At 30.6% G+C, this 17,015-nt stretch carries 7 protein-coding genes; all 7 read left to right on the forward strand.

Features of this window, described 5'->3' with window-relative positions; all coding sequences use genetic code 11:
• Positions 1 to 94 precede the first annotated feature (94 nt).
• The 7 genes from AB4Y15_RS00815 to AB4Y15_RS00845 all read left to right on the forward strand — a co-directional run bounded on the left by AB4Y15_RS00815 (position 95) and on the right by AB4Y15_RS00845 (position 17,014).
• A complete protein-coding gene (locus AB4Y15_RS00815; protein WP_427337850.1) occupies positions 95 to 2,776 on the forward strand; it encodes an S-layer homology domain-containing protein in 2,682 nt (893 codons plus the stop codon).
• A 100-nt stretch (positions 2,777 to 2,876) separates the two neighbouring features.
• Positions 2,877 to 4,376 carry an S-layer homology domain-containing protein gene (locus AB4Y15_RS00820; protein ID WP_427337852.1) on the forward strand — a complete coding sequence of 500 codons (1,500 nt, stop codon included), beginning with the start codon at positions 2,877 to 2,879 and terminating at the stop codon, positions 4,374 to 4,376.
• 436 nt (positions 4,377 to 4,812) lie between these two features.
• Entirely contained in the window at positions 4,813 to 5,739 is a 927-nt protein-coding gene (locus tag AB4Y15_RS00825) for a protease complex subunit PrcB family protein (RefSeq protein WP_427337854.1), read from the forward strand.
• A 270-nt stretch (positions 5,740 to 6,009) separates the two neighbouring features.
• Positions 6,010 to 10,383 carry a S8 family serine peptidase gene (locus tag AB4Y15_RS00830; RefSeq protein WP_427337855.1) on the forward strand — a complete coding sequence of 1,458 codons (4,374 nt, stop codon included), beginning with the start codon at positions 6,010 to 6,012 and terminating at the stop codon, positions 10,381 to 10,383.
• A 274-nt stretch (positions 10,384 to 10,657) separates the two neighbouring features.
• On the forward strand, positions 10,658 to 12,076 hold the full coding sequence (locus AB4Y15_RS00835; RefSeq protein ID WP_427337856.1) for a S41 family peptidase: 1,419 nt from the start codon (positions 10,658 to 10,660) through the stop codon (positions 12,074 to 12,076).
• Between the two features lie 341 nt (positions 12,077 to 12,417).
• Complete coding sequence (pyrG, locus tag AB4Y15_RS00840; protein WP_427337858.1) at positions 12,418 to 14,019, forward strand: CTP synthase; 1,602 nt, start codon at positions 12,418 to 12,420, stop codon at positions 14,017 to 14,019.
• 487 nt (positions 14,020 to 14,506) lie between these two features.
• Complete coding sequence (locus AB4Y15_RS00845) at positions 14,507 to 17,014, forward strand: S-layer homology domain-containing protein (RefSeq protein WP_427337859.1); 2,508 nt, start codon at positions 14,507 to 14,509, stop codon at positions 17,012 to 17,014.
• Position 17,015: the final 1 nt, after the last annotated feature.

Below are 17,015 nucleotides of genomic sequence, written 5' to 3' on the forward strand. Positions count from 1 at the left end.
GAGGACAGTGTCCTTGTTCCCTGTTCTCTAAATTAATTTTACATTTTGTATTAGTTCCCGGTACCTAGTACCTAATTTAAAGCGAGGTGTCAGAATGAAGAAAATAATAGCTTTATTAACGGCAGTAATAATGGTTGTTTCAATAGTTTCTGTCTCTTATGCAGCATCAGGGCAAGAAACATTAGCCTATGAAGGATTGCCTACTTATAAGGAATTATATAACAATATTAACTTTACAGATATAGAAGATCATTGGGCAAAGGATTCTATATACAGAATGAGTAGTCTCTCAGTAATAAAAGGAGATGGATATAATAAATTTCATCCTGATAGCATTTTGACAAGAGAACAGGCTATAGCTTTATTAGTGAGGCTATTGGGCCTTAGCTCTCAAGCGCAAATTTTAGGTGAAAATTCTATTAAGAATATGGATACAGGAGGATATAAAATCCTTACTCCAAATGATTATTGGTCAAGAGGATATATAGATGCGGCACTTCAAAACAATATAATTACTCAAGAAGAAATTGACAATATTTTGACTTTGACAGAGGAAGAACAAAATAATTTAGAATTAGAAGTTGAAAAAAACATAATTTCATATGAAACAGATCCTAATTTAACGGATAATCAAATAAAAAATATAGAAAGCCAATTGAGAGAAAAGATAGAGAAAAAATATACATGGAAAAAGCCTGTAGATAGAGAACAGGTGGCTATATGGGTATCTAGAATACTAGACTTAAAACCAATTTATGGACAAACACAGCAGAAAATATACAACTTAAAAGATTGGCAGAAAATAAAAACTACGAATATACCTATTATAGAAGCTCTATTACAAAAAGGTGTAATGAGTGGTGATGACAAAGGGTATTTTAATCCTAAAGGTTATCTCAAAAGGGCAGAAATGGCTAAATTATTAGATAATATATTTGAAGATTTTTTACTTAAACAAGGGTATAAAATAGGTACCGGTTTAGTAGAAAGAATAGATAAAAACTATCAAGTGGATGAGGAGACTACTATTGAAAAGAAAATATTTAGAATAAAAGATGATAAAAATAATATTTTAAACTTTATAGCTCAGGAATCGGAAACAGATATCTATGACAGAGGATTTTTAGTTTATAAAAATGGCAAGTTAACTAAACATAATGAATTAAATGAATATGACTATATAAAGTATTATATTAATCCTCAAAATAATGTTGTCTTTGTTGAGGTTTTAAATAACATACCTGCTTTACTTGAAGGAACGATAGAAAAAGTTGGTGATAATCAAATTACGGTTAAAGACTATTTAGGAGGTATTCACAGTTTTAATATAATTCCTGGAGTCGATATAAGAGTAAATGATAATAAAGCCGAGCTAAGTGACTTACTTTATGGACAGGATGTAACATTGACGATTAGTGGTGGGAAGGTAATAAAGATAGATGGATATATAGATATTGAAGAGGAAGGATATATTCATCCAGGAGATAGAATATTTGTCGGGAAGGTTCTTTATATTGATAGCCAGAACAATAAACTGACTTTATTAAAGGATAATAAAAAACACGAATTTATCATTAAGCCGTATGTTCCAGTAATAAAAGGAGATACAAATATTAACTTAAGCAGTATAAAAGAAGGAGACATAGTAAAACTTGAATTTGACCAATACGAAGGAAATGTGCCTATAAAAGTTAGTGTTTATACAGATGACAGGCAATTTAAAAATATTTTTAAAGGGAAGTTAAGCTTTGTAAACTTAGGCAGAAATGAAATTATTTTAAGTGATGTATATTATTATCAACATGCAAAATGGCTATACAAAGATGAAAGTATAAAACTAGCTTTAGATTCTAATGTAGAGATTTATTCTGATGGTTTAAATGTTCCAAAAGAAAATCTTAAACAGTATTTAGGAAAAGAAGTATATTTAGCTACTGATGAGAAATATGGTAAAGAAGAAGCGTTTAAGATCATATTGAAAAACGGATATGAGAGAGACTATTATAATTCAATACAAAATATTGCTTATGGTCAGAATAAAATAAAAGTAGATTATAATGAGATTTATTATGATGATAAGGGGACTATAATTATAAAAGACGGAAGAGTAATTCATCCATATAATCTAAATGAAGGAGATGATATTTACGTAATATCTCAAGGAAAGGATAAATACACAGCTGCATTAATTTCAGTTGAAAACATACCATCAACAGGACTTGTTATATATAGAGGAAGAATTGATGAAATAGATCAGTATAGATTTGAACTTGATGATTATGATATTTTAGAGGATAACAATTGGGATTTTTCTACAAGACAAATAAGCTTTGATATTAGTGAAGATACAAAAATTTTAGATACAAGGGAAGATGACCCTATAGAGATTTCGGTAACCGATTTTACTAACAGTAGATTTTTAAAAGGTAAATATTTAGTAAATAGCTATTATGGAGAATATGCCTATGTTGTTAAATATGATTCTATGGTAATAGCAATGAATATTATAGATGAAAATACTAATCCGAAGATAATCACAGTAGCAGATGTGGATAATGTGGATAAACTTGCAAAATTAATTTCTTTGAAGAATGTTAGAGATTGGAATCAGCTTAAAGGTATTTGGAATATTAATAACACAATATTTACTCTAGATGTGAATAAAGCATTAATCATAAAAGAAGGACGTAATATAACTATTAACGATATATCACCAGGTGATAGTTTATACATTTTGAGAAATAATAATGTTGGGTATATAGTGGTGGTTAGGTAATATAACAGGGAATAGTTAATAAATGTTTTACATTTTTTATTTTAAATTTTAAATTTTTGAAACTAGTACCAAGTACTAGTTTCAAAAGAGGGGTGTCATAATGAAAAGAATAACAGTTATACTAGTATTAGCACTAATGTTTAATTCGTTTACAGTTTATGCTAAAGTAAACAATGCAGGATTTGAAGGTGGTATTCATAAAAATGAAATGGATTATAAGAAAACTAAACAGTATAAAGAAGTAATTTTCTTAACTGGTATACCTATTCTTTTAGAAGGAAAGGTTGCAATAAAGATTAAAGACAAGAAACTAGAGTACAAATATGAATTATCGAGTAAAGATGGACAAGTTACTTTAGAAAGAGATATAGAACTAGAGAGGATAATAGATGATAGTTCTCATCCGAGTCAAGTAATTGAAGTCAATAATATATTAGATTATGATGAAGAAATTGTAGTAAAAGATAATGGTAACAAGACAATTTATACATTAGTAGATTATCAGTTTCACAACTCGACTATAGATGATAACCAACCTGTTGTTGCTTTTTATTCAGGTAACTGGGTGGGAACTAAGACATATTCAATTAACAAAGATGAAGGACAAGTTGTAGTAGAAATTACAGGAAATATATATGGTTATGACCATTACTGGGGAGCAACAGAAACTCAAAAAATACATAAAGACATAAATTATAGTTTAAATTCAGGAGATACTACTTTAAATTGGTATGGATATGCAGATATAGATGTTTCATTTAATAGGACTAAAAATATTGAGTATTTTGAGAATGCTGCATATTTATCCAGTTTTGATGGTGGATATACTCTTACAGAGAAAGAAGAAACGATAATGGAGTATAAATACGATCTTCCATATTTAATTAGAGCAGATCAGGATTATGTTGTGGCAAAGTTAAGAAATAGAGGAAATGGTGTAGATAGATTTGAAACTCATCCTACACAAAAGAAAATGTATATTCCTAAGTTTGAAGATATAAAAGGATATTGGGCAGAAAAGGATATTAAGAAACTAGCAGGTCTTCAGATAATAGATACGAATAATAAATATTTTGGAGGTAATTTGCCAATAGAGAGGCAAGAATTTGCTAAGTGGATAGCTAAAGCAGTAAAGCTGGTTAAAGAGGAAAAAAAGCCAAAGAGGTCATATGTAAAAGAAGAGGTTAATCCTCCAGTATTTAGTGATGTAACTAAAGAAAATCCTGATTATGAATATATTAAAGTAATAAAAGAAAAAGGAATAATGAATGGAGTAGGAGATAATAAATTTATGCCAAAAGGCAATTTGACTAGAGCACAGGCTATAACTATAATAATCAGGGCATTAGGGGTAGAAAGACTAGCTCCAAATCCACCATTTACAACAAGATTTAAAGATGATGAAAAAATACCTAAATGGGCTAAAAAAGCAGTATATGTTGCAGAACAAATAGGACTTGCTGAAGGTAGTCCTGAGGGATATTTTTATCCAAATGATTATATGACACGAGCAGAAGCAGCAGTTTTCTTAAATAGATTTATTAGCTATTTACAAGAAGACTTTAAGACATATTATAGAGATATGATATTAGGATATTAGGATTTGAAAATAAGAGCATTTCTAACAGACTATAATACTGAATTATTGGCTAACAGCTGTTGGCTGTCAGCTGTTAGCCTGTTTTTTATAATCCATAGGGAATTATAATAAAATCCCATATTTTAAAAAATTAATGTTGATTTTATTGAAACTTTGTCTAGCATGTTTACATGCCAGAGTCGTTATAAACTACTTTAAATTGTGGATAAATTCAAATATAATTTCCGTTTGTGGATATGGGCAAAATCTTCCTTAATTATTTTAATCGAAGATTTTGTTCTAAAAATAAATTACTTTACCAACAGTTTTGGAACATTTTAATGTGCTTTTTTGTGAAAATTTGTAATCATAATGAAATATTTGCTTTGAATTTTAGTGATATAATAAAAACAAAAAGATATAATTATTAATATTATATTAGAAGAGGGGGGGTTAAATGTTTAAAAAATGCTGCTTAGTTTTAATCATTATAAATTTATTGTTTTCTAGTGCTGCCTTTTCTGCCGCTGACTTTAGTGAGAAGTTAAATGGACATTGGGCAGAAAAATTAGTAGATGAAGATTTTATGAAAATTCATTTTGCTTATTTAACAAAGGAAGATTATTCAAATTTTATTCCTGACAAACCAATCTCTAAAGGTGATTTCTTAGTTTCCCTATATAGTTTGATTAAAACTTCTGATTTATTACAAACTGGTTCTGAACAAGAAGACATTTTAAATGTTATTAATTATTTTAAAATAAAAGGAATTTTAACAGATGAAAACGTTTCAAGTGAAGAACAGTTATTGCGTAAAGAAGCGGTTAAATGGATTGTTGAGTGTTTGAAGCAAAATGGGGGAGTGGAAATAGTTGAAAAACATGAAAATCCTTTCATTGATTTAGACGGATTAACTGATGAATATATTACTCCAATTTTGGAAGCTTATGATTTGGGGCTTATAAAAGGGTATTCTGACAGCAGTTTTAGACCTAATGATACTGTGTCTCAAGTTGAGGCTATTATACTTTTACAAAGATTAGAGGAAGAGTTGAAAATGAACAATAAATCTATTTCATTTAAAGTTATTGAAAATAGTAGAACTTATAGTGAAATAAAAAAAGATATACAGATTGAAGAGCAAGATGATAAAGTTATAGTAACTATTTCAAAACAGTTTCCAAATTCGGGATATAGTATAGAGGTTAATAAAATTCAGAAAATGCCCGATGGGAATTATAATATCTATATTGGCATAAAACAACCTGATCCTAAAAAAATGTATTTACAGGTGATTACTTATTGTTCTATTACAATAGAAATTGATAAAAATGATTTGGGAAATCCACCATATCAATTTAATGTTGTTTGGCAGGGATTATAGATCTACAAAATTTTAAGAGCCAGAGCTTAAGCTTTGGTTCTTTTTATATGTATCATTAAAGTATACAGATAAATAAAAAAATTCAAAATTTTTTTCTAAAAAAAGAAGGTATAAAAGAATTTTTATAGAATAACTACTTACGTTAGCTAATTTGATTTGTTAATTAATCCCAAATATATTGGTAAGGGGGGTGATTAGTTGACGTAATGGAGTGAAGTGATGGGATTAATTAACAAAATCGGTTAAAGCATAATTATGGAGGGGTGTACTTTGAAAAATAAAAAACTATTATCGCTAGTAATTATTTTTGTTATTTTATTTAGTATGGTATCTGCTGGATTTGCTACTGAGAATTCTTCTATAGTAGCTGAAGATGATGATATAAAAAATATAGAAGAAGTTAAAATTTTAAAAGAACCAGTAGTTAATCCCGAGATTCAATTAATGAATGTAATTAATTTTGTAGAAGAGAAACAACAGGAGTTAGGTAGCAATAATCCATATTTATACAATAACAAGATAAGGCTTATCATTCAGAATGATGGAAAAAATATAAAAAATGAATTAATAAAATCAGGAGCAAAGGTTATACAACAAATAACAAAAGATTTATATGCTGTAACAATTCCATTGAATAAAGCTGATAAGTTATTAAACATTGAAGGTATTGAAAAGATCTCTTTAGATAAAATTTACACATTAGACCCAAGAGAAAAAGAAGGTTTTGAAGATATTAAGGCGGAAATAGAGAAAGTTACTCCTAAACTATTTACAACGTTAGATGATACTAAAGCTGATACATTTAGAGATACTCATGAAGTTGATGGTACAGGAGTAACAATAGCTGTATTAGATACAGGAGTTGACCCTGGTCATGAGATGCTTCAATGGACAACTAACGGAGAGATAAAGATAATAGACTGGCAAGACATGACAACAGAAGGGGATATATTAGCTAGTTACTCTACTGTTGTAGAATCAGTTTATGGTGAAGTATACAAACAAGTTTATATGCCAGATTTAGGTTTAGATACAGTAAACTTTATAGTACCAGATGAAATTACAGTAGGCGAAGCTGTATACATGGGTACTTTATATGAAGGTATATTCCCGAATGAGAGATTGTTCGGGCGCGAAGAAAATTGGTTAGGTAAAGAAGATCCAACAGGTTTTGACTTTAACTTTAATGGTATAAAAGAAAGTTATCCAATTCTTGTTGCAGACCTTGATAAAGATGGAAATTACGAATCAGTATATGTTGATACAGACCTAGATGGTGACTTTACAGATGAAGTTAAATTAATACCATATAAAGATGGAATACAAAATGAGAATAAAAGGTATGTAGCTAAATTCCCAAGAGAAGACAAACCAGACGAGACAGTAAACTTTGTTTTAACATATGTGCAAAAAGACTCTAAAGGAGTTCATTTAAACTTAGGTTTTGACGGAGGTACTCATGGAACACATGTAGCAGGTATAGCAGCGGGTAATAGCCAAGAAATCGAAGGTTTTACAGGTGTTGCGCCTGGAGCTAAAATAATGGTTATAAAGGTATTGGGATCAAATGTTGGAGGAGCAATGAGCCACATTATAGACGGTATGATCTATGCAGCAGTAAATGGTGCAGATATAGTAAATATGAGTCTTGGATCATCACCAGATATTAATGATGGTTCTAATTTAGAAGCAATATATGCGAATCTTTTAACTGAAAAATATGGAACAGTATTTTGTATTTCAGCGGGTAATGAAGGACCAGGTATAAATACAATAGGAGCACCAGGAGATGCAGATTTAGCTATTACATCTGGAGCATATATTGAGGAAACAACTTGGAGGGAAGATTATAAATACGATGTTCCAGGAGAAATGTTATGGTATTTCTCATCAATAGGACCAAGAGAAGATGGGGCTATAAAACCAACAATTGTTTCACCTGGTTCAGCTTTATCAAGTATACCAGATTGGGCTGGAAAATATGCGGTATATCAAGGAACAAGTATGTCATCACCACATACAGCAGGATTAGTAGCATTGCTTACTGAAAGTGCAAGAAAAGATGAAATTGCTGATAGAATAGATATACATTTATTAAAAGAAGCATTAGAGCAAACAGGCAGAAAGCTTGATGGATATCTTCCTGTTGAACAAGGTGGAGGACTTGTTGATGTAGTAGCAGCATATGACTATATCAAAGAAAAAGTTAATGGAACTAAATATGATATTAGTATAAATACAAGTTATAGTGAGAAATTAAATTACTCAACAGGTATTTATGTAAGGAATGGAGAGGTACCAAGAAAAGTTATAGTTGAAATAACTAATAATGAAGATAAAGATATAACTTTACAATTAATTAAACAAAGTGATGCTTCATGGTATAGTTTGTCAACTGACAAAATAAATATACCAGCGGAATATTCAGTTAAATTCTCTATATACTTCGATACAGAAATTGAACCAGGATTATATAGTGATGTTATTAAAATAGATAGTCCAGATACTGTATTAATAGATGGAGAACTTCCAATTACTATAGCAAAAGGACAGGATTTAAATAGTAGAGACTTATATTCGACTGTAATTAAAGGAGAAGTAAAGACTGCTAAATACGATAGAAATTATATAAATGTACCTAAAGGAATAGACAAACTTGTAATAGAATTAAAAGCTATAGAAAATTCAGAAGGACAGTTTGGAAGAATAAGAGCAATACCTTTTGATCCTAATGGATTTGAGAAACATCCATATATTGGATATGCAGGCTTGGGAAATGAAGATCCTACTAAACCACTTGTATATGAAATACAATATCCACAATCAGGAAATTGGGAAATAGATATTTATGCAAGTACTATGACTGGAGATTTACAGAAAGAAGTATATGGAGAAGCTTCTTATACAGCAGCTTATGAAATAACTGTTAGATTTGAAGGAATAGTAGCAAACCCTGATGGTATTGATGAAAAGATTGAAGAAGGAAATAAGATGTATAAGAGTATAGAATTTACTAATCTTACTGGTGAAGAGAAAAATATCTTAGTAGAAGGTACAAATCTAGTAGATCTAATAAATCTACCAGAGCCTGAAGAGATGTTAATTAAATTTGGTACTGGGGAAGATTGTGATGCAACTGAAGGCTATTTAGATAAAGTAGTTATTACAGAAGATGATCCGAATTTCTTGTTTAATGTTGCAATTGAATCAATAACATATCCTAATGAGGACGATTTTGATTTATATTTATTCGATAGTAAATTTAATACAATTGCTTATGATGCAGATGGAGATGCTTCTGAAAAGATAAGCATTTCTGGTTTACCTGCAGGAACATATTATGTTTATATTGAAAACTATGCTGCAGCTGGAGATCCTACAACAATAAAATATACTAAACAAATAGTTAACATTAGTGATGCAGATCCTGAAGCAATTGTTAAATTTGATGAAACATCTACTAAAGTTAAGCCAAATGAAAGCATGGTTAAGAGTGCTGAAATTAGTGTTCCGAATAAAGTTACAAATTATGGAGGATTAATTTTAGTTAAAGATGTAGATGAAGGAACTATTTTAATCCAACTTCCAGTTAATGTTGAAACTTCTGAAGGAAGTTCAGGAAGCTCATATGTTAGTTTAGGAGGAGGAAGCACAGATAGTACAACTGACACAGAAGAAGAGTCAGAAATAGAAGAAAGTGTAGTAACAGAAGTTATTCCAGTTAATGGAGGGCAAGTTCAAGATTCTGAAGGAAATGTAGAACTTACATTTGAAGAAGGAACATTTGATGATGAAGTTAAAGTAACAGTTAATGTAATAGATGAAAAAGATGTAGAATCACAAGCAAGTGATGAAGCAGTAAGAGTTACTCGAGTTTATGAATTTAAATCAAGTGTTGAAAGATTCAATAAACCAGTTAAAGTTAAATTTAAATATGATGAATCTAAGCTTAATGGTGTAGATGAGGAACTACTAGGAGTTTATACACTGAATGAAGAAACAGGTAAGTGGGAGTATGTAGGAGGTAAAGTTGATAAAGATAATAATGTAGTAATAGCTGAACTTAAGCATTTTAGTAAATATGCTTTAATGGCATTTACTAAAACATTTGCTGATATTTCTGGACATTGGGCTGAACATGAGATAAGAGTTATAGCAGCAAGACGAATAGTTGATGGTAGAGATGGAATAAACTATGATCCTCAAGGAACTATTACAAAAGCCGAGTTTGTTAAGACAATAGTTTGTACTTTAGGATTAGAGAAGGAAGAATATTCAGGAACATTTACAGATACTAAAGATGCATGGTTTACAGGATATATAGAAGCGGCACTTAAGGCTGGAATAATCAGCAAAACAGATGAAACTTTCAATCCAAATGCAGCAATAACTAGAGAAGAAATGGCTGTGATAGTAGCAAATGCATTAAAATATGTTGATGCTACTAAGGCTATAGTTTCTGAACTTACATTTGAAGATAAGGATGAAATTTCAGAAACAGCTAGAGAAGCAGTTTCAATTGCATTTAATAACGGTATAATCAAAGGTAGAACTACAACAACCTTTGTACCACAAGGAACTGCAACTAGAGCTGAAGCTGCTACAATGATTTATAGATTCCTAAAAGTATTAGACAGAATATAAAAAATTCCCGACGGAATATTCCGTCGGGAATTTTTATAATCCATAGGAAATTATAAACTACTTTAAATTGTGGATAAATTCAAATATAATTTCCGTTTATGGATATGGGCAAAATCTTCCTTAATTTATTTAAATCGAAGATTTTGTTCTTGTACTACCTAAAATCTATGTTTTGATAGTTGATAGCTGAGAAATAAAAAAGCAATAATTGATTAGAGGATATTTATATAATGCATAGAATATTTTATATGATATTTAGAAAGGAGATGGGGCAATGAATTATAAGAAGATATTTAAAAGTTTTACTATGGGTATACTTATTAGTTTAATTATTGTGACTATGACACTTGATTTTGCCTATGGAGTAAATAATGAACCAAATCAAAAGATCAAAATTAACAAAGACTTAGAATACCTAAGACAGATAATTGAATTTATCAAAGCAAATTATGCAGGAGAGGTTACAGAAGAAGAACTTATAGAAGGAGCAATAAAGGGAGTTTTCAGTAAACTCGATAAATATAGTAATTATTATTCACCAGAAGAATTTAAAGAATTCAATACATCTGTATCAGGCAATTTTGGAGGAGTAGGAATTCAGATTACTGAAAAAGACGGATATATAACAGTAATATCACCTATTGACGGGACTCCTGGAGCAAGAGTAGGAATAAAGCCAGGAGATAGAATTGTTACGGTAGACGATATTGACATTAAAGGCGTAACAATAGATAAAGCGACATCATTGATTAGAGGTGAACCTGGAACACAGGTAAAATTAGGAGTAATAAGAGAAGGTGTAGATGGTATTATTTATTTTAACATAACTAGAGAAATAATAAAGATAAATCCAATTACATATAAAATTATGGATAATGGAATAGGATATATAAGAATATCGCAGTTTAATAGTAATACCTTTGAGAATTTAAAAGATATATTGAAGATATTTGATGAAAAGAATATAGAAAAATTAATTATAGATTTAAGAAACAATCCTGGAGGATATCTTGATGAGGTTATAGATGTACTTCAATTTTTTGTTCCTAAAGGACCTGTTGTTCATATTAAAAAGGCAGATGGAACTATTAAAACATATAATTCAAACTTAGAAAAACCTAGGTATAAACTAGCAGTATTAGTTAATGGTGGTAGTGCTAGTGCATCAGAAATATTTGCAGGAGCAATTCAAGATTCAAAGGCAGGTATAATAATAGGAACTACAACTTATGGTAAGGGTACAGTACAGACTGTTGTACCGCTTATAGATGGTGGAGGTATGAAAATCACAATAGCAGAATATCTGACTCCAAATATGAGAAAAGTCAATGAGGTAGGTATTAAACCAGATATAATAGTAGAAAATACATTAGAGCCTAAAGTAGATTTATCAAAAATCCCTACTTTAGATAAAAAGCGAAAGCCAACAGTTGGAGTTGTGGGACTAGATGTATTGGGTGCAGAGATGATATTAGAAATATTAGGGTATAAAGTAAATAAACCAGATGGAATATTTGATGAAGTAACATTCGAAGCAATAAAGAAATTTCAAAAAGACCAAGGATTATATAGCTATGGAGTATTAGATTTTACTACTCAAGATGCTTTAACTAAAGCTATTATTGAATATGCAAAGCCAGATAATGTAGATAAACAGTTGCAAAAAGCTGTGGAAGTGCTTTTAGAAAAATAGAATATGTAGAATTAGAATAAAGTATAGTAAAAAGAACAAAATCTTTGATTCAAATAAATCAAGGAAGATCTTGCCTATGTCCATTACGGAAATTATATTTTATATCCATAATTTAAAATATATATAATTTCCTATGGATTATAAAAAAAGCATGTGAGATTAACTTGCATGCTTTTTAATTTGTTATTTTAAGTATAATCTGTATTATCAAAACATTGACATATTTCTTAACGTAAGATAAAATACTATAGTTATGTAGGTATAAGACAAAAAAAATTTTACATATATAGAGGACACATAAAATATGTTGTTCTATGCATTTTCAAAAAGGAGGTCGTCAAATGCCAACCAAATACATCTTCATTACAGGCGGTGTGGTATCTTCTTTAGGAAAAGGGATAACTGCTGCTTCTCTTGGACAGCTATTAAAAAGCAGAGGACTTAAAGTTACTATTCAAAAATTTGACCCTTATATTAATATTGACCCAGGTACTATGAGCCCATATCAGCACGGTGAAGTATTTGTAACAGATGATGGAGCAGAAACTGATTTAGACTTAGGACATTATGAAAGGTTTATAGATATAAACCTAAGCAAAAACAGCAATGTTACAACAGGTAAAATCTATTGGTCTGTAATTAAAAAGGAAAGAAAAGGTGATTACTTAGGAGGAACAGTTCAGGTAATTCCGCATATAACAAATGAAATCAAAGAAAGAGTATTTAGAGTTGCAAAAGAAAAAGAAGTAGACGTAGTCATTACAGAGATAGGTGGTACAGTTGGTGATATTGAGAGTTTACCATTTTTAGAAGCTATAAGGCAAATAAAGTATGATGTTGGTAGAGAAAATGTAATGTATATTCATGTTACATTAGTACCATATTTAGCTAAAGCAGGCGAACTTAAGACTAAACCAACTCAACACAGTGTTAAAGAGCTTAGAAGTATAGGTATACAGCCAGATGTAATAGTATGTAGAACTGAAAGACCACTTTCACAGGAGATAAAACAAAAAATAGGATTATTCTGTAATTTAGACCACAACAATGTTGTGCAGAACCTAGATGCAGAAACACTATATGAAGTGCCATTAATGTTAGAAAAAGAAGGACTTCCTCAGATGATTATAAAACATTTAGGACTTAAATGTGGTGAACCAGACCTAACAGAATGGGAAAAAATAGTAGATAGACTTAAAAATCCAAAAGGAAAAGTAAAAATTGCATTAGTAGGGAAATATGTTGAGTTAAAAGATGCATATATTTCTGTGGCAGAAGCATTGAGACATGCAGGTATAGCAAACGAAGTAGAAATAGATATAAATTGGATTCACTCAGAGCAAATTGATGAAAATAATTGTGATGAACTTTTAAAAGATACTGACGGTATTCTTGTGCCTGGTGGTTTTGGAGATAGAGGAATAGAGGGTAAAATATGTGCAATAAAGTACGCAAGAGAAAACAAGATACCTTTCTTAGGAATATGTCTAGGTATGCAAATGGCAGTAGTGGAATTTGCAAGAAATGTAGTTGGACTTAAAGGTGCTCACAGCTCAGAACTTGATCCGAATACAAAATTCCCAGTTATAGATATTATGCCAGAACAGCAAGATATAGAAGAAATGGGCGGAACAATGAGATTAGGCTTATATCCATGTAAACTAGTTGATGGAACTAAGGCTAAAGAGGCTTATAAAGAAGAATTAATATATGAAAGACATAGACATAGATATGAGTTTAATAACGAATTTAGAAATAAACTAGTAGAAAAAGGGCTAGTTATAAGTGGGATTTCACCAGATGAGAGATTAGTAGAAATAATAGAGCTAAAAGATCATCCATGGTTTGTAGCATCACAATTTCATCCAGAATTCAAATCACGACCAACTCGCAGCCATCCATTATTTAGAGAATTTATTAAAGCAGCTATTAATAGTCGATAGGTACTAGCTACTTGGTATTATGGATTGGGTACTTGGTACTAGGTACTAGAGAATAGAAAAAGTTATGATGAAAAGAAGGTATTTCTTTTACTGATGAAGAAATACCTTCTTATTATGCAGGTTAAAATATAGATTTTTAAGGAGAGTTTCTTCATCGCACCTAGAAGTACTTAGTTGCAATTTTATTGCAATCAAACTGTAACATAATTGTAATGGTAAATTACCTATTTTTAATATATAATAGGTAATGTAGCAAGACAAATAAAATTACACAATATTACAATTTTATTACAATAAAACTTGTACCATTGACTGATTATTTAGTCAATGCTATAATTAGTGATATGATATAGGCATTGTCTTAAAACATGCCTTGAAATCATGTTAGACTGGTTAAGAAGAAGTTACAGTCTAACTACATATTTTAAAAATTTTAAACTTCTTCATAATTAAAATTTAAAATACAAAAAGGAGGAGGACTCTAACAATGAAGAAGATTTTATCTCTAGTTTTAGTACTTTCATTAGTACTTGGAGCATTCAGTTTTGCTTTCGCAGCTACTCCAAGTGATGTTGAAGGTACAAAATATGAAGATGCAGTTACTAGATTAGCTGCACTAGGTGTTTTAAACGGTTATCCAGATGGAACATTTAAACCAAACAATTCTATTACAAGAGCAGAATTTACTGCTGCAGTTATAAGAGCATTAAACTTAAAAGCAGCAGCTGATGCAGCTAAAGGTGCTACTCAATTTACTGATGTTCCTGCAGATTATTGGGCATCAGGATATATCAACATAGCTTCAAAATTAGGTTATGTTAACGGTATGGGAGATGGAACATTTGCTCCAAATGCTCCTGTAACTTATGAACAAGCAGTAACATTAATCATGAGAGCATTAGGATATAAACCTGCTGCTGAGGACAGAGGTGGATATCCATTAGGTTACCTAGCATTAGCTGAGGAAAAAGGTGTAACTGATGGTGTAGATGGAGTAATTGGTCTTGCAGCTCCAAGAGGAGTAGTAGCTCAATTATTAGACAATTCATTAGATGTAAAAATGATGGTTCAAACAGGCTATGGTGACTTAAAACAATACGAAGAGTCAGACAAAACTCTTCTTGACAAATTAGGTTTAAGTACTGTTGAAGCTCAAGTAGTTTCAGTAGATACAGACAAAAGAGAAATAGTAGTAAATGAGGAAAAAGATGGGGCTTATACAGAAAAAGAAGAATATAAAGTATTAGATGGAATTAAACTTGCTGGATTAGAGAATGCAATAGTGAGATTATGGATTAAAGGCGGAGAAGTTTTAGACATTACAGTTGAGTCAACAGTTAAATATGACTATATAGCTGCGATTAATGGAGATACTAAAGAAAAAGAAGTAGAAGTTGAAAAGTTAGAAGATATTAAACTTCTTAATGAAGGCAAAACATATGATATTGCATTAAATGACAAAGACGAAGTAATAGCTACAATATACAAAGACGGTTCTAGGTTAGATGGAACTGACAAATTAAGCAGTGGATTATTTGCTAAATTTGTATTAAACGGAGACGAAATAGTAGCTATTGAAGCTTATAATCCACAAGAAGCTGGTTTAATCAGCGATATAACAGACAGCAAAATAGTATATACTAAAGGAGACAAGACTAAAACAATAAGAGATTTAGATGATGCTGATGAAATTATAGTAGTTATAAATGGTGAGGCAGCTGATTATAAAGATCTTGAAGAAGGTATGTATTTCGACTATGATGAGTATGCTTCAGGTAAGTATATCATAGTAGCAACAGACAAGAAAGTAAAAGGTGAATTTGATAGAATAGACGATGATGATAAACAAATAAGAATAGATGGAGAATATGTTGACGTAGCGGACAATGTTTACATGTCAACAGATGAAGGAGAAAATTACGGAAGTGCAGTATCAAGTTTAGATGATTTAGATAAATTATTTGATAAAGATGTTGTAGCATTATTAAACAACCAAGGAGATGTTGTTTACATTTCAGCAGACGTTGAAGAGGATACAACTACATTCTATGGTTTTGTAGTAGCTAAGGATGATTTCAGCCAGAAGATAAGAGTAGAGAAAGTAGTAGACGAAGGAATCGACGAAGTAACTTACGAAGTATCAATACCTAGCGATGAAACTATTAAGTATAGTGATTTAACGGCTTATAGTGAAAGTGATTTAACTAGTAAGATAAATTCATTCTATAAGTTCACTATCGATGAAGACAATGAAATAGTTAAAGCAGAAAAGGTTAATGTAACAAATTATACAGGTGATGAATTTAATTCTAAATATGATTACATTGAATTAGAAGGTAATGCAGGTAAGATTTATGTAGATAATGCAACAATATTTGACTTAAGCGATTTAGCAAATAACGGTGTTGGATATGTTAAATGGGAAGATATTGAGAAAACAGTTGGAGATGACCTTAATGTAGTATTTAGAGCTGATGATATAAGAGCTAATGTTGTACTTTTAATAAATGTACCTAGTGGTTTAGGAGAAACTAAAGAATATAAAGTTGCATTTGTTTTAGACAGAGATAAAATAGCTTCAAGTGGATACAAATATGAATATGAAGTAGCTACTCCAGATGGAACAGAAACATACAAAGCAGAAGACCAAAAAGATGAAAATACAGTAATTGTTTATGAATTATTATCAGATGACGAAATTAAGATTGTAGCTAGTGCAGTATATGACAAGATGAGTGATATAACAGTAGGAGAATTTAGTGCTGCAGAAGGTACAGTTGATGAGGATTCAATTTCAGGCGACTTCTTTGATGTATCAGGAACAACTTATAAAGTTGCTGATGATGTGTTAGTATACAGAGTAATAGTTGAGGATGGAGAGGCTACATTTGAAGAAGCAGATCTTTCAGACATTGATGATGAAGGAACTACTAGAGATACATTATACTTCTTAATGGAAGATGGAGTAGTTAAGGTACTATTCTTTAAAAGATAAT

This window comes from Caloranaerobacter longqiensis, from assembly GCF_050286925.1.
Taxonomy (GTDB): domain Bacteria; phylum Bacillota; class Clostridia; order Tissierellales; family Thermohalobacteraceae; genus Caloranaerobacter.